The 23,727-nt window shown below is 39.4% G+C and carries 17 protein-coding genes and 1 tRNA gene; 5 read left to right on the top strand and 13 right to left on the bottom strand.

The features are described 5' to 3' along the window. The first annotated feature begins 323 nt into the window (after positions 1–323). Complete coding sequence (locus DRW41_RS00855) at positions 324–1,235, top strand: LysR family transcriptional regulator (RefSeq protein ID WP_115450074.1); 912 nt, start codon at positions 324–326, stop codon at positions 1,233–1,235. 235 nt (positions 1,236–1,470) lie between these two features. Beyond that, on the top strand, positions 1,471–2,697 hold the full coding sequence (locus DRW41_RS00850) for an MFS transporter (RefSeq protein ID WP_115450073.1): 1,227 nt from the start codon (positions 1,471–1,473) through the stop codon (positions 2,695–2,697). A gap of 88 nt (positions 2,698–2,785) precedes the next feature. Here DRW41_RS00850 and DRW41_RS00845 read toward each other — a convergent pair whose 3' ends face one another. The 4 genes from DRW41_RS00845 to DRW41_RS00830 form a co-directional block, all read right to left on the bottom strand. Further along, entirely contained in the window at positions 2,786–4,264 is a 1,479-nt protein-coding gene (locus tag DRW41_RS00845; protein WP_245959302.1) for a serine hydrolase domain-containing protein, read from the bottom strand. Positions 4,265–4,437: 173 nt separating this feature from the next. Continuing rightward, positions 4,438–6,207: a gamma-glutamyltransferase gene (ggt, locus tag DRW41_RS00840; RefSeq protein ID WP_115450071.1), complete on the bottom strand. Its 1,770-nt coding sequence runs from the start codon at positions 6,205–6,207 to the stop codon at positions 4,438–4,440. A gap of 227 nt (positions 6,208–6,434) precedes the next feature. After that, complete coding sequence (locus DRW41_RS00835; RefSeq protein WP_245959301.1) at positions 6,435–6,638, bottom strand: hypothetical protein; 204 nt, start codon at positions 6,636–6,638, stop codon at positions 6,435–6,437. Positions 6,639–6,797: 159 nt separating this feature from the next. Then, entirely contained in the window at positions 6,798–7,445 is a 648-nt protein-coding gene (locus DRW41_RS00830; RefSeq protein ID WP_115450069.1) for a hypothetical protein, read from the bottom strand. Between the two features lie 429 nt (positions 7,446–7,874). On the opposite strand from DRW41_RS00830, the gene DRW41_RS00820 reads away from it, so the two are divergent. Further along, complete coding sequence (locus DRW41_RS00820; RefSeq protein WP_115450068.1) at positions 7,875–8,282, top strand: (deoxy)nucleoside triphosphate pyrophosphohydrolase; 408 nt, start codon at positions 7,875–7,877, stop codon at positions 8,280–8,282. Positions 8,283–8,285: 3 nt separating this feature from the next. Here the strand turns inward: DRW41_RS00820 and DRW41_RS00815 are convergent, their stop codons facing one another. After that, positions 8,286–11,096, bottom strand: a complete 2,811-nt coding sequence (locus DRW41_RS00815; protein WP_115450067.1) for a DEAD/DEAH box helicase — start codon at positions 11,094–11,096, stop codon at positions 8,286–8,288. Between the two features lie 365 nt (positions 11,097–11,461). Between DRW41_RS00815 and DRW41_RS00810 the strand changes: the two genes are divergently transcribed. Then, positions 11,462–12,538 (top strand): type I restriction endonuclease, encoded by a 1,077-nt coding sequence (locus DRW41_RS00810; RefSeq protein WP_181884359.1) that lies wholly within the window; start codon positions 11,462–11,464, stop codon positions 12,536–12,538. Between the two features lie 349 nt (positions 12,539–12,887). Here DRW41_RS00810 and DRW41_RS00805 read toward each other — a convergent pair whose 3' ends face one another. From DRW41_RS00805 to DRW41_RS00790, 4 genes are all read right to left on the bottom strand, one after another. Continuing rightward, positions 12,888–14,429: a right-handed parallel beta-helix repeat-containing protein gene (locus DRW41_RS00805; RefSeq protein ID WP_115450065.1), complete on the bottom strand. Its 1,542-nt coding sequence runs from the start codon at positions 14,427–14,429 to the stop codon at positions 12,888–12,890. Positions 14,430–14,900: 471 nt separating this feature from the next. Then, positions 14,901–16,127 (bottom strand): Bcr/CflA family multidrug efflux MFS transporter, encoded by a 1,227-nt coding sequence (locus DRW41_RS00800; RefSeq protein ID WP_115450064.1) that lies wholly within the window; start codon positions 16,125–16,127, stop codon positions 14,901–14,903. Positions 16,128–16,532: 405 nt separating this feature from the next. Then, positions 16,533–17,108, bottom strand: coding sequence for a YdhK family protein (locus tag DRW41_RS00795; protein ID WP_115450063.1), 576 nt, complete (start codon positions 17,106–17,108; stop codon positions 16,533–16,535). 228 nt (positions 17,109–17,336) lie between these two features. Beyond that, positions 17,337–17,408, bottom strand: a tRNA-Val gene (locus DRW41_RS00790). A 183-nt stretch (positions 17,409–17,591) separates the two neighbouring features. On the opposite strand from DRW41_RS00790, the gene DRW41_RS00785 reads away from it, so the two are divergent. Continuing rightward, positions 17,592–18,230 (top strand): DsbA family oxidoreductase, encoded by a 639-nt coding sequence (locus DRW41_RS00785; RefSeq protein ID WP_115450062.1) that lies wholly within the window; start codon positions 17,592–17,594, stop codon positions 18,228–18,230. Between the two features lie 178 nt (positions 18,231–18,408). Here DRW41_RS00785 and DRW41_RS00780 read toward each other — a convergent pair whose 3' ends face one another. The 4 genes from DRW41_RS00780 to DRW41_RS00765 all read right to left on the bottom strand — a co-directional run bounded on the left by DRW41_RS00780 (position 18,409) and on the right by DRW41_RS00765 (position 23,695). Next, positions 18,409–18,867 (bottom strand): hypothetical protein, encoded by a 459-nt coding sequence (locus tag DRW41_RS00780; RefSeq protein ID WP_115450061.1) that lies wholly within the window; start codon positions 18,865–18,867, stop codon positions 18,409–18,411. A 707-nt stretch (positions 18,868–19,574) separates the two neighbouring features. Then, the gene (gene nagZ / locus DRW41_RS00775; RefSeq protein WP_115450060.1) at positions 19,575–21,326 is read right to left on the bottom strand and encodes a beta-N-acetylhexosaminidase; all 1,752 of its coding nucleotides are present in this window, start codon (positions 21,324–21,326) and stop codon (positions 19,575–19,577) included. Between the two features lie 210 nt (positions 21,327–21,536). Further along, positions 21,537–23,297, bottom strand: coding sequence for a M56 family metallopeptidase (locus tag DRW41_RS00770; RefSeq protein ID WP_115450059.1), 1,761 nt, complete (start codon positions 23,295–23,297; stop codon positions 21,537–21,539). 17 nt (positions 23,298–23,314) lie between these two features. Next, entirely contained in the window at positions 23,315–23,695 is a 381-nt protein-coding gene (locus DRW41_RS00765) for a BlaI/MecI/CopY family transcriptional regulator (protein ID WP_115450058.1), read from the bottom strand. Positions 23,696–23,727 lie beyond the last annotated feature (32 nt).

The following is a 23,727-nucleotide window of genomic DNA, read 5'->3' as shown; positions in this document are numbered from 1 at the left end:
AAGAAAAAATATATGAGCTTCTAATTCTCCTACGAGTGGACGGCGCAAGGCCAACCTGAATTGCCATACCCCTTTAAGCAAAATCTAAATGTTGACGCTTTCTTATATTTTTTTACCCCCTCTTGTTTGGTTCGACTTCATTATGTCACAGAAAGTTCACAATCAGAAATACTATTTCCGTTATAACAATTATGCTAAAAAAGTTATAAGCTTATTCTCACGGGCACCTACCTGAGCAACAACAATTTGTAAAATTTACACCATTACGTTACGATTTTAAACGAATTGGTTTTTGTATTTGTTCTAAAGGAGGCAATCGAGCGATGAAGGATCTTTCAGGAAAATACTTAAAGGCGATTGCTGAGCACGGAAATTTCTCACATGCAGCCAGAGCTTTGTATATCTCTCAGCCCTACCTCAGCAAATATATTAAAAGCCTCGAGGATGAATTGGGGATTGAATTGGTGAACCGGAAAGTAAATCCGATTTTATTGACATATGCCGGGGAACGCTATTTAGCTTATATGACTGAAATCGAACAGACATATGTGAAATTGCAAAATGAACTAGAATCGATTTCGAATTTGAAAAAAGGGCGGCTAAAGCTTGGCATTAACCCAATTTTAGGCTCCCATACCCTTTATAATATTTTGCCTGAATTCATCATGAACTACCCTGGAATTGAAATTGAACTGATTGAAGAAAATGCGCATGATATGGAGGTTTTGCTCTTGGAGGGGAAAGTTGATATTTGTTTAAACATGCTCCCAATCTTCAATCCGGAAATTGTATACGAAACCCTTTATGAAGAAAAATTGTATCTAGTCATCCATCCAAGCCATAAGTACTATAACGAACCGAAAAAACAAATTAGCCATATTCCATTCCATCCCCGTTTGCTGGACGGGGAAAAATTCATCTTACTTAAACAGGGGCTTGGTTTGAGAAGGCTTACAGATGTGATTTTCAAAGAATACTCGATCAATCCCGAGATTATGATTGAAACGCAGAACATCGAAAGCGCATTTCGACTAGCGATTAGAGGGGTCGGCTTAACCATCATACCGGAAAGTGTCATCACAAGGGACTCTATTAGGACCGATGCCATTTTCTATACAATAGGAAATCCGATTTATAAAAATCATGTTGTAATCAGCTATAAAAAAGGGGAGCCCTTATCAGCTCCCGCCCAAGCATTTCTGAATATGGCAAAAGAAAAATATAGGCAATTTTAATGGTTCTTATGTGTCGGATAGAGAATAGGGCAGCAGGCGGATAGCTGTCCAAAGATACAACAGGTTCGGACAGATAAATGGGGTTTTGGCGCGCGGCTGTACTTTTTAGGTGGCATTCCATTTTGCAAAAGGCTAAATCAACTCAAAATATTTCTAGAAAATAAGGGAAGAATATTTTCACTCGCATATCCTTCACTATTTTTAGAAATATCCTTGGGAGGCGGTCTTATTCTCTATGCGTAAAGTCAAACTATGGACAAATCAATATGTAATCATTATTTTATTGTCTTTGGTCATGTTCGCTTCTTTTTATATGATTACAGCCGGTTTTCCAATTTTTGTGTCCACTATAAGTAAAAATCCAGCGATTGCTGGAATCATGACTACAACCTTGATGCTGGCATCATTGGTTACGCGCTTTTTTGCAAGCGTGATTATCCAAAAAGTGAATATGAAATTGCTCCTCATTATTTCGCTTGTTTACTTTTTGGGTACAATCGGGCTAACTTTAGTTAACCAATCAATCGGGTTTTTAATATTCATACGGGCCTTGCAGGGTATTGGATTTAGCATGCTGACAATTTTGGTCTTTACGATATCAAGCAATATTGTTCCAAAATCACGTTTAGGTGAGGGAATTGTCTTTTTCGCAATGTCTACAAGCGTTGGAACAACAATGGGGCCACTCATTGCGATTTCTTATCTTGCAAATTTTTCATTCAATTCAATGATTGTATTAACCCTCGGGCTAATGGCTTTTTCGTTAGTGTGCAGTTTTTTCACAAAAAACAATACGGTTAAAAAAGAAGAGGAAAAGCCACAGGAGACAACTAAAGAACCTTTCTATAAGTACATGTACGATCGGCGTGTCCTTCTTCCATGCATTTTGGTTGCTTTCAATTATTTTGCCATTGCAGGGACCGTCAACTTTATGGGAGCGTTTGGGAAAGAAATCAATCTTGGCGGAAAGATTTCGCAATTTTTTATCGCACAAGGGATTGCAATGGTTTTGGTCCGTTCATTTTCTGGCAGGATTTTCGATAAATGGGGCCATAGAATCCTGATTATTCCAGGGGCCATTGCTGGAGCGGTAGGTTTGGGCGTATTGGGCTTTTCTTCTAGTATGGTGATGGTTTGGGTGTCAGGCGCATTATTCGGTATCGCTTATGGAATCATCCATCCAACGATCCAGGCTTGGGCATTGACTCTTGTTCCACCCGAGAAAAAGGCAACAGCCAATTCAATGCTTCTTATTTTTATTGATCTTGGTTTGGCCCTTGGGTCAGTAGGCCTCGGGTACTTAGCAAAAAATGTCGGGTACGGGATAATGTTTAGTTATTCAGCGGCTACGATGATTGTGATTTTGTTATTATATCTCATTGGGAGCAGGAAAAAGTCACCCTCCGAATCGAATAAGGAAAAACCACCCCGACGAATCAAATTAGCTTTGGAAGGCGATTAACTTAAACAAACTGGGGCTGTCCCCTTGCCAATAGTAGCTTTGAGACAGCCCTTAATTTATCGAACAATGAGATTTTTTACGTGTGATTTCAATAATATTTCCTTGATTTTATTGTCATTCGATAATAGATTCTCAAAATTGAAAGAGCCAATCCAATCATGAAAACAATCCCCAATAGGATCATTGCTGCTGGATATAGGCCGAATGCATCGATCGTGGTCGAACTGTTATTCTGTAACGCCGGAACAATAAAAAACAGCCAGCCGATTAATAAGGTTGCAGCCAATTGGGGCATTAAACGAAGTATAAATCTCCAAACAGGATGTTGGTTACGTTTTTCCGACCACTTTTTACTCCGCATAATCCCTCTAATTCCTAAAAACAGATAAATCAATGTGATAACGCCCAGTGATAAATCGATAATTGTAGGTACCGGAGCTTTTAATTCGGGTTCTTGTCCCTCGGTCAATTGGATAATACCTGAGCTAATCTCATAAGCATGTTCCAAAGTAGGGGTAAAGCTATTCAGTAAAACGGCAACCGCATAACCACTGCTTGGTATCATGTCTTGTTGACTTTGATACGTTGTTTCCACTCCGCTATGTGAAATGCGTGCTGGCTTCACATTCGGTGAACTTAACTCCCAACCAAGTCCGTATTTTTTGCTGCCTTGCTGTGGCGAATACGATTCTTCCAATAACTTTTTGGATAATAATTGCTCTCCTGTTCCAGACTTACCCTCGTTCGTTTGCATGGAAAGCCATTTCCCCATATCCGATGCTGTTGATATGATACTTCCTGCCCCCATATTCATCGCTTCAAGCTCGGTCCAAGGCATTGCAGTACCATATGCTGTTACATGTCCTTTAGGCAGTCCTTTGACAGAATCTCCCGTGTTAACAGTCGTGAGCGAGTCATTCATTCCTAATGGAGAGAATACCTTTTGTTTAAGATATTGAGAAAATTCCATTCCGCTTACTTGCTCTACTAATAGCGCTAAAACCCAGTAATTCGCATTGCTATAAAAGTATTTCTCCCCTGGGTTTGATTGAAGCTTCCAATCATTCAAACGTTCCACACCTGCTTGTAAGTTACTCGCTGGCTGAACAATAATCGGATTTGGAACACCTGAAGTGTGGCTCAAAACTTGTCGTATTGTAACGTCTTCCCATCTTGGGTCGTTAAGTTTTACCTCTGGCAAATAGTTAATCACTGGGTCATCCAGTTGGATTTTATCTTCATCAACTAGTTGTAACACAGCGAATGCAGTAAATGATTTGGATGCCGAACCGATCCTCATCAACGAATTTTCTGTTATAGGGTTCCCTTCAGAGTCATGGCCATATCCTTTCTCATAGACTAATTTACCATTTTTAACAACGACAATGGATGCACCGGGCAGCCCATTACGATCTATATACGCAGTGACAAATTTATCAACATCTCCCGTTTTAATCGCTTGTACAGCTTGTACACTTTTAGAAAAGGGATGATGAAGGATCGTCGTTAAAAGGAATGTGAACAGAAGAATATAGATTAATTTCTTCGTGCTTACTATTGTTTTCAAGGATTTTTCCTCCATATCAGAATTAACTCATCAGAAAACCCTCCATAAATGCAAAAAACTAAGCGGAATGACCAGGCTTAGCTTTTTGCATACAGACACACAAAAGTGATTTAGTTCTTATAACCGGGTTAGCCATTCAACAGGAGCGGGAGTGTCACCCTTTGCGGCCTGACCTACTTCCGTTCCCCTTTTAAATTGATACCAATTGCCGCGCCGTTTCGACTTGAATCCGCGACTCCCTTAAAGATTCCTTTTTCATGGTCAATGAGAATGCTTTGAACATTGCCAATCGTGGTTGGCTCAGGCCCGAATTTATGCCCCATTTCATTGAGCCTGGCAATCGTGTCTTTGCTGATTCCCTCTTCAAAACGGTATGAACTGATGTTATTGGTGTAAATTCTAGGCTGCTCGACAGCCGCTTTGAGCTCCATGTCATACTCAATCGCATGGACGATCGTCTGCAGGACGGAAGTGATAATGGTTGGCCCACCCGGTGAACCAACTGTCAATACTGGCTTGTTATCTTTAAATACAATTGTCGGGGTCATGCTGCTCAATGGCCGTTTGTTTGGCTGGACCTCATTCGCCCCGCCAGGAACGGCGTCAAAATCGGTCAGTTCATTGTTCAGCATAATTCCGTAGCCAGGAACCATGATGCCTGTCCCGAAAAGCTGCTCAATTGTCGTTGTGTACGAAACGACATTTCCCCATCTGTCAGCTACAGTAAAGTGGGTAGTCTCGCCATATTTCCTATCATTTGGCTGGCTTGTTTGAGCATAATTCGCTGAGCCAGTTTCATATTTCCATGGATTGCCGGCTGTTACATTCTTATTTACGCTGTTCAGGCTGATAAGAGCTTGGCGTTCCTTGATATAGTCAGGATGCAGCAGCCCATTGATCGGCACGTTGACAAATTCAGGGTCGCCGGCATATGCAGCACGGTCCGCATAGGCAAGATGCATCGTTTCCGCCAGCAAGTGATACTTTTCAACGGAGTTTACATCGTATTGAGATAAATCAAATTCATCAAGGATTTTCAGCATCTGCAAAAGAAATACCCCGCCTGAGCTTGGAGGAGGCATGCTGGCAATTTGGTAGCCCTGGTAGTCTCCCCAAATAGGTTTGTCGATTGTGACATCGTACTTCTGCAAGTCACTAACCTGCATGGAACCGCCGAAATCCTGGACAACGTCCGCAATGGCTTTCGCTATGTCCCCTTTATAAAAAGCATCGCTCCCTTTTGCACGAATCAGTTTAAAGGTTTTAGCCAGATCCTTTTGAACGAGGATATCACCTTCCTGAAGTGGTTTACCGCCCGGAAGGAAGACATCTTTGGCAGCAGTACGAGACAGCATTTCTTTATTTTCCGCAATTGCTTCTGCCAGGACAGAATCAATCGGGAACCCTTTGTCAGCAAGCTTGACGGCTGGCCCAATCAGTTGCTCCATGTTTCTCGTTCCCCACATGTCCAGAGCAGTCTCAAGCCCCTTTAATGTACCGGGAACCCCAACGGCTGTCCCGCCAGTCGAACGGGTTCCAAAAGGTATCGGTTTTCCATTTTCATCGAGGAACATATCAGGCGTCGCGCCAGCAGGAGCGCGTTCCCGGCTATTTACGATGGTTGTTTCCTTCGTTTTGCCATCATACACCATCATGAACCCGCCGCCGCCAATTCCTGACATCATCGGTTCGACGACATTCAGTGCAAACTGGATCGCTACAGCAGCGTCAATGGCATTGCCCCCTTTTTCGAGAACGTCTGCCCCAATTTCAGAAGCCAGGGGGTGGGCCGTCGCCACCATGCCATCCTTGCCAATGTCCACCTGGCTGAAATCGCCATAACTAAACTTTGGATTTTTTGCCTGGCCGCTAAGCGGCAATGTCCCAACCAATAAGAGAACACCCAGCAAAGCAAACAAACCAACTCGCCACATTTTCTTCAAGCTAACCCCTCCTTGAAATCATTTCATATCCATGGTAGGGAAAAGCCTGGAAGATTAGCAAATTATTTGACGGAATCTTTCAAATTTTGAATAATTAGTCCTAGCCCTTTTTCGAGAACAGGGTAAATAGGCTTGTTGATAAGTGTGGACAAAAAACCTGGACGAACATTAAAAAAACAAACTGGGGCTGTCCCCTTGCCATTAGTGGCTTTGGGAATAGCCCCAACTTATTCGCCCTTAAGCTCCTTAAGCTCGTTTATCAGCTGGTCCGTCCGCTTCGCATTGCCTTCAGCAAAATTTTCGAGCCGATTCTTAAGCTCAAGATCCTCATGGATGTTGTCGGCGGTGATTAAATAGGTCCGCATCAGGTCCTCTTCCACTTCTAGCGAATGCGTAAGCACTTCCTCCAGTTTTTTCTTATCATCACTCAAAGATAACGCCTCCTTTACGAGTATCGTCCTCTATAGTATTTCCCATTATCCGCCTGGCAAAAACAGCGAAAGGCGCCCAGTTCATGGGCGCCCTCTTGTACCGTGCTTTTATAATTTTTAAAAAATACCAGTGCTTTTTCTTATCCCTTCCGCAGGGCCTCATCCTTTGTCTTCCTTAAAACCAGCCCAAGCAGCAGGCTCCTCGATTTGTATTTTTGAATGGATTCCCTGGGCATCAAGCAGCTCGGTAACCGTCTCGAGCTCCTTTTTTTCCGTAATCACCACATAATCTAATGGAGTTAGCTTATTTTTAAAATCAAAACTGACTTTATATCCATTGTTTACCCGGGAATCAAGACCATATAACGCATGCCAGCGGACAATTTTCTCCACCGAGTATTCCTCTATATCCGAAGAAGAAATGAATCTGCTATGCAGAATGATGCCATTGGGCACAATGAAAAAATTGCCGGGATGCTTGACTGCACTTAGAAGCATATAGAACAAATAGGCAGAACTGAAGAGATACGTACCTAACCAATCGGTAAACAATGCTATAACCAGCAAGGCTCCCAAAACAATGAGTGCCGCGCCTGTTCCCCATTTGACGATTCGATAGGATTTAGTCCGTTTCGACAGCCTCGATGCGATTTTCCATTCCCCCGCGATAAGAACACTGGAAAAATCCTCTTCCGTCACGGGGAACAACGCATTTTCAGCGAGGCCAATCGCCTTTTTCAGGTTTATAAAATCCCGTATCAAACAATAAATACCGATGACAAAAATGGCTGCAAAAAGTATTGACACAAGACACCTCCATTTGTGCTCTTATGGCTGTCCTAAAAATACCCTTAAACAATAAAATACCATAACATGGGTACTTGCTGCGTGTTGAAGGTTTTTCCCGCTTCTCCAATGGAGGATGCCGAATCAATTAAGGACTTTGCCTTTTTTCATACGTTCCTGCTCTTCTATTTGTTTTTCCAACGCATCATCCCAGCGCCCGACCCATGTATTCCAGACACGGATGTAAAATGCATCCTGTTCTTTATTGTATAGTTGAAATTCCAGGCACGGGACATGTTCAATTTCCTGCTGTTCAAAGCTAGTTACAGCAGAAACGACCGTTTGAAAACCGTCTTCCTCCCCAACAAATTTCCTTCCAGTTCATCTAAACCAACATTCCTCCCTATTCATGGTATTATATTCACTAGTACTTTAATCTTGGAGGTCCTCATGAAGAAGACAGTAAAAGTTGTTGCAGCAATTATTGAAAATGAACAAAATGAGATCCTATGTGCACTGAGATCACCAGAAATGGCGATCCCGAATATGTGGGAGTTTCCGGGTGGGAAGGTCGAGCCTAATGAAGATTTATTTTATGCCCTGACGAGGGAAATTGAAGAGGAATTGCATTGCCAGATTGAACCGATTGAATTACATAACGACATTATCCACGAATATGAAACGTTCATCATAAATCTGATTGCCATTAAATGCAGAATCACTGGCGGGACGCCAATCCCTACTGAACACTCAAAGTTAATCTGGCTGAAGCGGGAAAATCTAAACTCGCTTGTGTGGGCACCCGCGGATGTACCGGCTGTTGAAAAATTGATCAATGAAAAAAGTATAGTCCTTTGAAGACTATACTTTTTTCGTGAATTCAATATAAAGATTGTATGGCAGTTCGTTTTCCAATTCCATTTGTACGGTTATCGGTTTGTTGCCTTCAAAGCTAGTCGTATTCCCTTTTCCGATATAGATAAAAGGTTCGTTTTTGCCGTCAATGACTTTGTATTTCCTGATAAACAAATGAAGGTTAATCCCCCGGGCTTTATTGTAAATAATATTCTGCCCTGTGTTCGTATGCTGGGCTGTTGTGTGCGGCGTTTGCCACTGGAATTCGCGGGTGCTTTTAATTTCATCCTTATACGCGAGCCTTTCCTCAACATCAGCGTCCTTGTGCAGATCGATATACAGGAAGTAGTCATTCCCATTGGTTAAAAGACCCGAACCTCTAAAGGAGCTATGGCTTTTCCGAAAATTCGAAAGCAGTGCTGCATCCGCCATTTTATACTGTTCATACAGTTTGAAATGCGGGACTCCGTAGTATTCGTTCTTGAATTCTTTTTCATAACGGAAAATCCCGTACATGACAATATCCTCAATATACTTCCGGTATTCCTCGGCCGCAAGAATGCTCTCAAATACTGGGGTCTTCGTAAGTATTCCATCCTGTAAATCGAACAACCTCAAATTCCTGCTCAATTCCCCGTTGTCATAAAAATCCTGATTCAAGGTTTGGAATGCATGGAGGACACTATCATTATCAACGAACTTAACCCACTTTAAAATCTCATTTTTGGCCGTGGTTAGTGTGATATGGTCATGATCAAGCAGATACTTAATCACAACTAATTCATACACCCGTTTAAGCGGCAACTTACTTGAAAGTTCTTTCATTGCCTTTTCAAATGAATCATCGCTTAATAAGGCTTTCAACCGCTCTGTCTTCTCAACTTTAGCGATAAACTGCAAATAGGTTTTCTCTTTATCGATGAATTTTACCGGATCAGGCGCTCCATCGTACTTTAAATAATCCAACAGGAAATAAGGAATCCTTCCCTGGTTGAGCTTTTTAAATTCAAAATACTCTTCCTTTAAATACTTCATCGAATTGAAATTTTCCTGGTCGATTTGCGTCAGGATTCGTTCCTGCGAAATCTTGTCCATTTGGATATGGGTACAGCCAGGGATATTCGCAAAACCGGTCGCAACCGCAACCTTCAAGCTCTCCTTGTCATAATACCGACTGCCATTCAGCGCCAGGGCAATTAAGAACGTTTTATTATGATTCCCGATAAAATCAAGCACTGTCAAAAAGCTCTTACCCGCATGCTTCCGCAACCCACGGCCAAGCTGCTGGATAAAGATAATCGGTGAGTTTGTCGGCCTTAGCATGAGGACAGAATTCACAGAAGGAATGTCAACACCTTCGTTAAAAATATCTACGGTAAAAATAAATTCAAGTTCGTCATGTTCATTTTCTAATCTGTTAATGGCCTCTTCACGAGTGCTAGAAGAATCCCCACCATGCAGGCACGTACTCTTGTAGCCTCGCCGATTAAACTCGGCAGCCATGTACTGGGCATGCTCAATACTCGCACAAAACCCGAGACATTTACGCTTTTCGCCGTCATATCCGTAGAATTCCATCTTTTCAATAATAAAATCGACCCGCTCATTTACCTTAAGCCGCTTCGTAACTTCCGCGATGTCATCAATCGAAACATCGCTCAAATCAATTCCTTCAATATCCGTGATACCGAAGTAATGAAACGGAATGACCAGTTCGTCATCAAGCGCTTCGTGGAGACGGACCTCAAGCGCGACATTATTGTCAAACAGATCGAAAACATTATTTCCATCACTCCGTTCAGGCGTTGCCGTCATACCAAGTGTGAATTTAGGTTCAAAATAATCCAGGACTGCTTGATATGTGGAACTCGTGGCGTGATGGGCTTCGTCGATGATAATATAATCGAATTCATCTTTCTTAAATTCGTGATAACAATTCGAGATTGTCATGTTCGTTGTGAAAATATAATCCGCATTCTTCTGTTTGTAATTTCCTGTTAATAGCCCAAAGGTGATTCGTTCATTCGGTAACAGCTTTTCAAAGGTTTCTTTTGCTTTTCTCAAAATCTCTTCCCTATGTACAACAAAAAGCAGCTTCTTAGGCCGGAAGCTTTTCACATCAAATGCAGACATATATGTCTTGCCCGTACCAGTCGCTGCAATGACAAGAGCCTTTTTCTCTCCAAATTCACGCAGCCTGGCAAGATTGTCGATTGCTCGGCGCTGCATCCGGTTCGGCGTGATGTACTCCGGTTTTTCAAAAATCAATTGCTGTGAAGCTTGGTTTCCCTTAAGAGTCTTGAGGAATTCTTCGTATTCAGCAATCAGCTTCTCATCAGCAACCTGGGATCTTTCCCATAGAGCATCATATTCCTTCAATACCTCTTTAATAAAAGAAGCATCACTTTTGGAAATGACCTCCACGTTCCATTCAACATTGCTCTTCAAAGCACTCTGCGTAATATTGGACGAACCAATGATGACCTTATAGGAATCCATATACTCAAAAATATAAGCCTTTGTATGGAAGCCAATCTCCTTGTCAGTCACAAACACCTTTAAATCAACGTTCTCAAACTCATTAATTTTCTCCAATGCCTTCGCATCCGTGAAATTGAGGTACGTCGAGGTAATAATCTTCCCAGTTACCCCTTTTTTCCCCGCCTCCCGCAAAGGATCAAGCAAAAGCTGAAGCCCACTGAAATTTATAAAGGCAACACTAAAATAGAACCTCCTGCACTCATTCATGGAATCTATCAATTCCTGCAGCAAGTTCCCTTTATCCGAATTTACAATTAACCGCTTCTCAACCTTCATGATTCTTCCCCTGTCGACAAATTCATTGTTGCTAAAATTTTACTATACTGACGGAGAAGAAGGAAGATCAAAAAGGTCTGAAAAGTAACATTCCATTTCTGTATAAAACTTTTCGAATACCAGGATACTCCTTATAAATATGGAAGTTATTTTTATTTCTTTTTTCACACTATATTTTTAATTAAACCTCATATAGCAATTTTTAATGATTATTGCGTTGGTTACCACCCCTATTTTCAATTCCCACAGGCACTGTGATTCATTTTATTTTTTGATAATAGTAAAATTATGGTGATATTGATAGAATAAAAAGCGAAGCTATAATTCTCAAATGTAACATTAAATTAACATTATTAGTTAGGAGGATGAGCATTTTGGAAAGTTTTATTGAGCAGATTAAAACACTTTCAGCTAGAGCGCAGAAAATAAAAAATTCTATTGCTACTGAAGAGGCCACTAAAACATCTTTAGTTATGCCGTTCTTTCAAGTTTTAGGTTATGACATTTTTAATCCCGAGGAATTTACACCTGAGTTTGTTGCTGATGTTGGCATTAAAAAGGGAGAAAAAGTTGATTATGCAATAATGGCTGATGGTAAACCAGTTATATTAATTGAAGCAAAATCGGTAAGTGAACAACTTCAAAAACATGATTCACAACTTTTTAGGTATTTTGGCACTACTGCTGCAAAATTTGCAATACTTACAAACGGGTTAATTTACAGATTTTATACAGATCTTGAAGAACAAAACAAGATGGACGCTTCCCCGTTCTTTGAATTCAATCTTTTGGATATGAAGGAGAGTTCAATGAGCGAATTAGCAAAATTCAAAAAGGATAGTTTTGATTTAGAGAGTATTTTTACTACTGCCTCGGAACTTAAATATCTTAATAAGTTAAAAGCTTTTTTAAATGAGCAAAGAGAAAACCCTTCAGAGGAGTATGTTAAATTCCTTATTTCTCAAATTTATGATGGTATAAAGACCAAAAATACCATTGAGAAATTTGAACCATTAATTAAAAAAGGCTACAAGCAATTCATTAACGAATTGGTAAATGATAAATTAAACGCTGCCTTAAAAAATACAAATAAAGAAGATGCCCTTTCTCAGGAGTTATTGGCTGAAGTAGAACCTCTTGAAGTCAAAACTGAACCGCAAATTGTCACAACAGAGGAAGAATTGGAAAGCTATGTAACAGTAAAATTCTTATTAAATGAAACTGTACCCATGGACAGAATTTCTTACAGGGACAATTTAAGTTACTTTAATATTCTTATAGACAACAACATTAGAAAATGGGTTTGTCGATTAGGTTTTAACAACTCAAATAAATATATTCAGTTCAACGACGAGACAAGGTCTTCCGAAAAGATAGAGAAAGTATCTGATATTGCATTTTATAAAGACAGGCTTATTGAGGTAGCTAAAAAGTTTGTGTGATAGCCGGCTAATTTTAAAAAATATGTATAAAAAAATCCTAAGGCATATAGCTTTAGGATTTTTTTAAGTTACATAATCATACCAACAAACCCGAAATGAACACATATGTAATTAGGTAAATTGCTCGGAAAGCGTTTTTCTGGTGGGGAAAGTCTCTTTTAGCTTAATGAAGCAGTTAAGATCAATACATGCCAGGATTAAATACCCAATACCATTCCTGAAAATCTAGGATAGCTCTCCCGGCAATTGGAACAATGATTTTTCCGAGGTCCCTATCCACACTATTAAATCAAAAAAATTTCCAATTCCTTTCCATTATAAAACCCTTACATGGCGATAGCTTCTAATTTTATATGTATATTACATAGTTACCTGTTCCTCCAGCTATGGGAAGAACAAAGTTGTTAGTATTTTGGCCAATCAACAGTTCCATTCCGGATGGTGTGGAAATATTGATTCCTCTCATTGAGACATAAACATTTAATTTTTCATTTTTTCTTATGAGGTTATTTCCTACAATAGTACCGGAATTATTGCCCGAACGAAAGGCGATGGCAGATGGCGCTACATACACATTATCCTGGACGTCCTCTACTTTGTTCCCGGAAACTGAAAAATGCTGATTGTAAGTATATAAGTGGATGCCATTTGCATATGAATTGACCAGTGTATTATCTCTTATCACTAAGTCCTTAGTAAATGACGCCTGGATACCACCCGAGATGCTATTTCCCTGCTGTCCGGCTTCAGTTAATTGGTTACCTTCTATAATGCAGTCTCTGCTGTTATCAGATGAAGCTCCAGCCACTACGATCCCATATCCCTTACCGATTCCATCTATTCGGTTGCCCTTGGCCGTACATTTCTGGGAGCCATATAAATCCGTTCCATCGTTTCCTGTTGCATTAACAAATGCGATTCCAACCTTGGTATTTCGTATTGTATTGTTGTTAAATGTAATATTCTCCCCGCCATGAGTATCTAAAGCCTCCCATAACGGAATGTCTTCTATTATACTGTTAGTCACAGAACTATCCGCACTTCTCGGATGTGCTTCCAAACTGCTTTCAGCACCCTTTCGCGAGTAGAAGACGCCATAGGCATTCCCTTTGCTTCCAGGCGAAATTCCCTTTATGTGGCTCTTATCAATATGTATATTTCTAACAGAAAGACCTCCAAAACCTGCAAAACCGATATCATGAATTATTATATTTGAAATCTTTACATTATCAGCAAATTCAGCAAGGATACCATAAAAGCCTATATTGCGAATCTTTACATCCTCTATGACAATATTTTTGGTATAGCCAGCAGCACCTGCTCCCTGAATCCTTATCCCGATTCCTTTACTTTCTGCCATCTTATTGCCTGCCCCTTGAAGCTCAATACCATATAGCTTTACCCCATTGCCAATAGTCAAAAGGGTTTGGTGTGTAGCATTATTGTAAATCTTTGCCCCGTACCCAATAAGAATAGTGTTATCGGGAATCTTTAATCCACTGATTTTATATGAACAATCAAGCGGTAAAACAACAATTTTGCCTGAGCCAAGATTTAATGCGTTTTGTAATTGATCCGTCATATCAAAACCACTGTTTGCCAGGCTATTGTCAATCATATCCGACACAAGTATAACGTTGTTTTTATCAAAATCTGCCGCTTGGGGATTAAGCCCCGTTTTTACTTCTGCAAGATTGTAAAGTCCATCATTATCAAAATCCTCAAATTCTATGCCTGATCCCAGGCCATACTCCCTTTCCAAATTATCATCTATGCCATTTTTATTATCGTCTATCATACCCTGACCAACTGCCGATGTATTGGGCAGCCAGATGATGGATAGAATCAAAATAGCAATAAAACTCTTGAAGTAAATTCTTAGATGCCGCATTTTCCTTCTCCTTCTCCCGATAACTAACCAAAAACACTAAAATAGTCTTTTTATCATAGTTATCTTGATATTTTTAACATTATTATACATAAATTAGGTATTTTTATATAGGTAAAAAGAGGCGTTTATTTATAAATTTTTAGAGGTAAGTGTTTTAAGGAGAAGGTAATTTCATAATGGTTTCTCCTGTGCAGCTGCGCTAATGTTATGATTAATACAGTCCTATTGATTAGGCAGTCATATTAAAAAAGGAGCCCCTAAATAGGGCTCCTGATCTATAGGTCTTATAGCTTATAGTTCTAATAAGAAAGCCGGCTTTCTGCCAGATTTCTTAATCAAAGAATTTGATGATTCGGCAGAATTTCTTCCCACTAATACGACGAAAAAAGGAGAAACCATTTACATGGCCTCTCCTTTTTTTGCACAAAATTGTTAACTACTGCAGCATCTAGAATTATAATCTTCTATTTTTCAGGCCTTCCTATCTAGCATCGGAACCCTATCCTGAAATTTGGGTTTTCTGACCAAAAAGAAATAACACATGAACGCCAAAGTACTGGCACCAAAAATGACGGCGGCCATTGGTACTCCTGTATAGGCTCCCCCTATTCCTACAAGCGGGGCTGCCAGGGAACCCATGACAAATGGCAATACCCCCAATAGGGCTGAAGCGCTGCCTGCCATATGTCCTTGAGACTGTATGGCCAAAGTGAAAGACGATGTTCCTATCATACTGATGGAGGATAGGAAAAAGAAAACCGGGATTGCGACACCGATCAGCGGGGCTTTCAATAGGAGAGCAACGAGTAAACCGAAACTTGATACATTCGCTAGCGTCAGGCCTATTTTCAAGAAAGTCCGTTCTGAAATAATATCTGTTAGGCGGCCGACTGACTGGCTTCCAATGATCAAGGCCAACCCATTGACTCCGAATAAAAGGCTAAACTGCTGAGGGGTGACACCGTAAATATTTTGATAAACAAATGGAATCCCAGAAACATAGGCAAAAATGCCAGCCGTGATGAACCCTTGGGTAAATGCATAACCCATGAACTCCTTGTTCTTAAATAATGTTCCGAAATTGCCCAGAACTTGTGGCAAATTACTCGGAACCCGCTTTTCTGGCGGCAAAGTCTCTTTTAATTTAAATGAAACGGTAATAGTCAATACGACTCCTATGCAGGCGAGTACAATAAATACCCATTTCCAATCCTGAAAAGCAAGGATGGCTCCCCCTGCCACTGGTGCAATGATTGGCCCGAGGTTCCCAACCAAAACCATTAAAGTAAAAAACTTTGTCAGTTCTTTTCCGCTATAAAGATCCCTTACGATTGCTCTGGATAAGACGATTCCGCCAGACGCCGCGAACCCTTGCACAAATCGGGCCGCAATAAGAAGATAGATATTGGGTGCGATTGCACATGCCAGTGAAGCCAAAATGTACAGGCATAGGAAGAACAACAATGGCTTCCTCCGCCCTTTCACATCACTTAACGGCCCAATGACCAATTGCCCCAAACCAAGTCCTAATAAAGCGGCAGTCAAACTGATTTGGACTAACGAGGCTGTCGTACCATATTCCTTTACTATGGTAGGGAAGGCCGGCAAATACGTATCGATTGTAAATGGCCCTAAAATGCCAAGTGAACCTAAAAGCAATGCGAGCTGCAGCCGTTTCTTTTTGCTAGTTTCTTTCAAGTCGGTCTCCCCTTTCTATCTATTTTGTTAATCCTGGAAAACTAAGTAAAATAGTTTCGGTAACCGAAATTTCACATTGGTACATTATATCCTGAACAACCCGTTTTGGTAAACAATTATGAGAAGATAAGTATTCTTATGATTCAAAAATGGACGAGTTCTTGCGGCTAAGTCCTCTAACTTTTATCCCGTCTTCGCAGCGGCTATAAAAGAAATGCAAAATAAATAGGATAGCTTTTGTACAATAATCGTGCTCTAGCTATCCTCAGTTTCCATATTCTTTTTAGGTTAATTCATGTGTACAGCAAGCAAGGATATTCTTACCCCTTACTTCTTGTGGAAAATTTGGAGTAAATAAAAATCCCCCACTTCATTAAGTGAGGGATTGAGTATCACAAAACCCAATTATTTATACGGAGCTAATTCACTTTCTACTACCCATTTATGGTTTTTTACTCTTTTATTTGTTTCTGTATCATTGTAACTAACCATATAAACGGTAGTTTCCACGGCTGAGTCAATAATAGCAGTTGCCCCATCCATACCTTCATGGTGATCTGCATCCAATACAACTACATCACCGGGTTTATATGGTTCTTCTCCAGCGTTCTCAATCTCTTCGTGGATTACCCATTTATGGCCCTCGACGGGCTCTCCGCCTGTAGTAGGATAATACGTAACAGAATAAACCGTTGTCGTATATGCACCTTCAATTTTTGCTACCGCTCCGTACATTCCTTCCATATGATCAGTAAGAATAACCGCCTTGCTATTCACTGGGTAGGTTGGATTTTCTGCAACTTTTAAATCTTCAGGAACTTCTTTTGATGTAGAATGATTCAATTTCATCTTTTCAAAATTTTGCCGTTCCGGCTTACTTTCAGGGGGACCTGGAACTGTTTCAGCATTTACAGTATAAACAGATAAACCAAGTGACATAGCCAAAGTAATGATACTGGTGGAAAATTTGTTCGCTTTCATAGAAATCCATCCTTTCGATTACTCCTAACAACTAGGAAATAATTGTCCAAATGACTATACTTTGCGGCAAAGTGACGTCCACTAAAACGTTTACCACATTTCTTATTTATAAAACTTTCGGATTTGGCGTGTACTTTCCTAACTACACAAAACATACGTTCGCTTAAATTTATTAAAACGACGGATAAACACAAAAAAACCTAACACCGATTGATGTTAGGTTTGGTATGATCCGAGAGGGATTTGAACCCCCGACCCCTACCCTGTCAAGGTAGTGTTCTCCCGCTGAACTATCGGATCGTTATTGTTTTCCTCTTGGTGAGGACAATAATTACTATACTAAGAAACAAAGTTAAAGTCAATACCTTTTCATTAAATTCGATTCACAACGTTAACTTTCTCCTTTAAAGCAGATGATTTGGATAACCATCCCTCCTCCGCTTACACTATTGGGGAACACCTTACTTTTCGGGAGGGATTCAAGTGACGTTAAAAATCCGTGTATATTCAGATTATGTTTGACCGTTTTGTTATATAGCGGAGGCTCCGCTTAAGGAAGCGATAAAGGATAAGGATGTTGAGCTGGAATGGATGCCGTTTGAGTTGCGGCCGTTTCCCTATGAGACGCTGTCTCCTAAGGGTGATTATATCCAAAATGCATGGCAAAACTCGGTTTGGCCGATGGCTGAGCGTTTTAATGTAAAGATCGTTTTACCAAATGTGGATCCTCAGCCGTATACGCATCTCGCCCATGAAGGAACCCAGTTTGCGAAAGAGCAGGGGAAAGGGAACGAGTATACAGAAGGAGTTCTCTCCGCTTTCTTTGTTGAAGGACGGAATATTGGTGATATTGGTGTGCTGACAGAGATTGCCGGGAAAGCTGGACTTGATGAGGCAGCGTTCCGGGAGGCACTTGAATCGCGGAAGTACGAGCAAGCGCACAAGGAGGCTCTTCTTTATGCGTATGAGGAAGCCAGGATTACCGCTGTTCCGACGTTTTTTATCGGGGACCAGCGGGTTCAGGGACTGAATACGAAAGAGATGTTGGAAGGGTATATTGAGCGCGAGCTCGGAAAAGAGCCGCCAGCAACGGGCGAAGCTTGCGGAATTGATGGCTGCTGATATTGTTCGTGGGCGCCAGCCGGGCAACCGGCTGGCTTTTTATATAAAAGGGCTGAGTTACTCATTTTTGTCCTCGAAAATTATACCGTTCTTTTAACCAATCTTTTTGAAAGGAATCGACACTCACTACATTTAGAGTATTTACCCATAATGGGAATAGGGGAAAAACAAACTGATTTCATTCGAAAAGTTCGGTTTCGGAAAATACTTCGTCGAATATCTTTTTAAATTGATAATCCTCAATATCTGTAACCCCGTGCTGCTTATGTAATCGCTCGCGTTCCTCTTCTTCTTTTTCTTCTACCATGATCTTGAATATTGCTTCGGCCCTGCCGGATAAATTTCGATTCACATGGTATTGCAATAGTTCCAATGATTCTTCATCAGCGCCCCTAAAGAAATCCTCGTTATCTTTAGCCCATTTTTCTACTAACGGCCCCTTAATAAAATCCTTATGGGATTCACCTGGATATGCCTTTGTGGATGCCACAGCTTTACATAAAGATTCCAGAATCATCCTTAATTCCGAGGCTCTAACCATTTCAGGTGCTTGTAAGTAAACAAGGTTGTTGTATCTAATCACCCGCATTAATAGTTGTTCTGCATTTAATTTTAATAGCAATTCTTTCTCTTCCATTCCCTAGCCCCTCCTAAAAAGTTATTCATATATTGCTATACACAAAAGGCGAAAAAACACACTCATACGTTTGGTGTGAAGGTTCCTAGTATTCTGGCTTGATTTTAAAAGAATTTAAAACATGGCCCAAATTGGACTAACGGGTTCGGTTTTGAAGTACAAAATTTGAATTAGCAGTGCTTTTCGAAAACCAATTAGCAGCGGAACTAGCAGAAATTAGTAGACACTTTAGCAGTAAAATTAGCACGCAAAAAAGGCTTGGAGCCATTAAAAGCCCCGAGCTTTCTTTATTATAGTGCGTTGTTGTACATAAGCACCCGTTTGTTGACTTTACTTCAATAAGAAGAGAGCATCCCTTAATATTTAAGGAATGCCCTGGATAGTTAAGTATAATATTTCAAAATTCATAAAAACTTTATTTCAACTCGCCTTTAAGAAATCACATTTTTGAACCATTAATTTTAATCCGAAGTCTTTGGAATCATATTCGGCATTCGGCAAAAGAATGTTCTTCCCTTTTTTATATGTTCATAATGATATGCTCTCACTTACATTCCACGTCCAATAAGCTTATTGCTTAATTCAACTAAAGCACATTTATCTTTTATTTTGTCTTAAGGCACCTATAGTTTTTAACATCTCTTTCTCCAGATGTAAACCCCAATACGGAGTTTGTAAACCATTTATCTCACCAATTTATTTAATAATTACTGTAAATAATTATTCAGAATCCTATTGATGGAATTATTTAATCCATTTATGTTAGGATTTCCTACTTTCGTATCGTTAATGTTGTATTTTCTTTTTAGTTGAATGATTCTTTCTAAACTTTCATTTAATCTTTGTTCGGAAATTTCCCCATTTTGAACAGCAGCTTTTAAAGAGGAAATAATCTTAACTACATTATTATAATCATGCCCTACTAAAATAATATCGCTTCCTGCTTTAACTGATTCTACCGCTGCTTTACCAATATCAAAATGTTCTGTTATGGCTCCCATTGTCATATCGTCCGTTATGATTACTCCTGTAAAACCAAGTTGTTTTCTAAGAAGATCCGTTTGGACAGCTTTTGACATGGTCCCTGGATTCGTTTTATCTAATTGAGGCAATAAGATATGGGCGACCATCACAACATCTGCTCCTTGATTAATCGCACGTTCAAACGGAATTATTTCTAGTTCTTTAAGTTCCTTAAGGCTTTTATTTACAATCGGAAGGTCCAGATGGGAATCAACCGATGTATCTCCGTGACCAGGAAAATGCTTAATTGTCGTGATGACGTTTTGAGACTGAATCCCTTTCATCGTTTGAATTCCAAGTTTACTTACTATTTCCGCATTGTTTCCAAATGATCGATCCCCGATTACTGGGTTATTTGGATTGCTGTTAATATCGAGGACAGGGGCAAAATCAAGATTTAAACCAAATTCCTTTAATTCTTTCCCTAAAAGTGTTCCGACTTTATAAGAAAAATCGGGATTATTTACCTGTCCTATCTGTTTATTTGGAGGGAAGTTAATAAGTCCGCCAGGCAATCTTGTCACACGTCCACCCTCTTGATCAACACCTAGTAAAAGCGGTAGACTCGAACTATTTCCAGCTTTCAGTTGATTCACAAGCTGAATGACTTGTGCAGGGGTTTCAAAATTATATTTGTAAAAAATAATTCCTCCGACATGGAATTGGCTTATTAACTTATTTGCATTTGCGTCCATTGTAGTCCCGGAAACCCCAGCAAGAATCATCTGGCCAATTTTATCTTCCAAGCTCATTTTAGAAATCACCGCTGAAATGGATTGATTTCCTTGTTGATTTGGTGACTTTTCAATCTGTGTAAAGAGTGAGATATGGTCAACCTTAGGATTTGGCTCCTGGTCTGTTTTTACTGGTAAAACCCATAATAAATCAGTAGAAGACGTTGCATGATAGACAAGTATCATTTGGTCAACAGTTGAATCTTTATAGTACCGAATGGCATCGGGTTGTCCACCAGTTTTTTCAATTTCATTTAACGAGATATTTTGCAGTTCAGAATCATATGATCGTATATCATTAACAGTCTGATCGGCATAGCCGATTGTAGCATGATGACTTTCGTATTCCTCATATCTGCCTTTAGCAGTTTCCGAAATATGTTCTGATTTTCCCCACTCTTGATTTACTTCCTTCCATTGTGTTTTACCAGAAACAAAGGAAATGTTCGGAACCCTGCCTACCTTAGATAAGGAAAACGTTTCCTCCAGTAATTTCTCACGATTTGAATTCTGATCATTCTTCGAATTACCTGAAGTTTGAGTTTTGGAAGGTTGAGTAATAATGGGACTTTCTTTACCTGGGGTAGTCTGTTCACTACTATTTTCTTTGATTGCATAATAAACGCCAATGATGAAGGCTAAAATTAAAAGTGGAATCGTAAAAATAAGTAGTTTATTTCGAGATTTTCTTTGTCTTTTCATACTCGAATTTTCCTTTCTAACTTTTCGTTTTAGCTTTTATGACGTTTTTTTCATTTTTTCATTTCTATGTTTTTAAATCCATTCAAGAAAGTCTTTAACTTACAGAGGATGAAATCATAATCCTTTCATTCTCTATTTAAGTTGTTAATTATTATGTTTACGCCTTTAACGGGTCTCGTTTGAAGTCGTTATTTTTTGTTTCATTTATTATTACCATTGTCTTCCCGTATCATTCGACATATTATTAAATGTCCCCTTAGGGTAAAGCACGGAGTAGTGGTCCATTACCGGGTCCCGGTTGCTGTTAGAAGGCTTAGGAAATACTAACAAAATCTTGTATTCCGAATTTGCAACATACCCAATAATTTCCTCGCCATTACTTTCCACCTCATATGCCGGAGTTCCAAATACTTTCTTTACCATAGAAAGTGATAATTCATTTAATTTCTTATCAAAGGATCTCGCCTCAAAAATCCTTGACCCTTTGTTGAAACCAAATACCAGATTGTATTTTGAAAAGACAGCATAATTTCCTTTTGCATTAGGTACCCAATCAACTTTATCCGGATTTCCAAGTTTTTTCTCTACGTCTTCTATAACAGTAGTTTTAACAGGAAACTCTGAGTTGATGATTTTACCCTGCTTTGCCAGTTTCATGATCCTTGAAAGAAGCTCTCTTTGAGTATCCCCATTAGATGATGAAGCAGCGGCATTGTTATTCGATGCTGAGGCCTTGCTTAATTTATCTTGTATTGTGTTGCTTTGCGATACATTACTTGATTTGTCTTGTGTTGGGTTACTTTGTAATACATTACTTGATTTGTCTTGTGTTGTGTTGCTTTGTGATGCTTGATCTTGAGATGCTTGATTTTGAGATATTTTTTCCATTGACACAGTAGAACTACTGTTATCGCTGTTTTCATTTGGGCTAACATCTGAACTGCCAGGTTTAATGGTGCTTGAACAGCCTACCATAATTGCAAGAGATAGAGCTAATACTGCATATATTGCCGAACTTTTTTTGAATTGTGTAATCATAACAATTCTTCGTTTATTGTATTTACTGGCATATCCTAATGTCCCAGTAGTACTCCTCTTTTCTGAGAATAATCTAAGCATATTGATTATTGTCTGACCGTATTTTTTGACTTCTTCTGTCTTTAAAGTGCTGATGACAGACGCATCACAAGCCACTTCACAATCTTGTTTTACCTGATTAAGTGAATACCAAATTAATGGGTTGAACCAATAGAATGCTTTAACAATCATAAGTAAGGTGTTTACCACTAAATCCTTGTTCTTAATATGAGTTAATTCATGGCTTAACACAAACCTAAACTCTTCCAGGGTTAATTTGTCTATAAGCTCCTCTGGAATAATAATTTTTGGATGGATTATCCCATAAACTGCTGGCGATTTCGAATAATTACTATAAATAATTTTTATCTTTGAATTAACTTTAAGCTTTGATTTTTCTGTTTCTAAAATTTCAATTAAGTCATCTCTTTCACAGACTGAACACTTTTTCAATTTAGCCCTCATCAAGATATTTACGCATAAAATATAGAGTAAAATCGATGAAACACCAATTATCCACAGCACCGCTGCAGTATCATAACTTAAAATAGCGCCTATAATTCCTGGATCAGCTAATGCATTACTATCTTCTATAGAAGGTGTATTTTCGGTTGTGATAGTGCTGTTTGGTATTATGTTAGGAACATATTGTTCTGCTATAAAATAAGGATCAAGGTCCTTCTGTTCATTTGGAAAAAAACTTATAAAGCTTATATGACTTTGAATGTCGATTGGCACTATTAGCCTAAGTACAAGCAAAATCCAAATATAATAATGAAGCTTTGCACTAAGCCTTTGTCTAAAAATAGCCTTAATAACAAGTATCCCTAATGCTAAAATACTACCCATAAGCGAAAGTAATAAGACTTCTTTAAATATTGCAGATAAAACCATACATCAATACCTGCCTCTTACTTGTTATTTTTTTTATTAAGCAATCGTTCCAGTTCTTCTATTTCCTCCTCAGAAATCTTCTCTTCCTTAATAAAATTGGCGAGCATAAGGTGGATAGAACCATCGTATACCTTTTGAATAAACGATCTTGTTTCATCCAATATCGAGTCTCTTTTATCTACCAAAGGATAATACTCATAAAGAGGCTTCTCCTTATTCACACCAATAAAACCTTTTTTTACCAATCTACTTATTAATGAATGAATTGTTTTAGGACTCCAATTCTTATTAGAACTTACTGCCTCTACTATCTTCGCAGAAGTTAATGGAGCTTCTTCCCATAACACCTTCATTACTATCCATTCTGCATCAGATATTTTGCAATCTGCTTTCTTCATCTTTTTCCTCCATCCTACAAGTGTAATCTGAT

The sequence above is a fragment of the Neobacillus piezotolerans genome, assembly GCF_003362805.1.
GTDB lineage: Bacteria > Bacillota > Bacilli > Bacillales > Cytobacillaceae > Bacillus_D > Bacillus_D piezotolerans.
The sequence above is the reverse complement of the archived record's forward strand: the minus strand, read 5'-3'. Positions and strand labels throughout refer to the sequence as shown.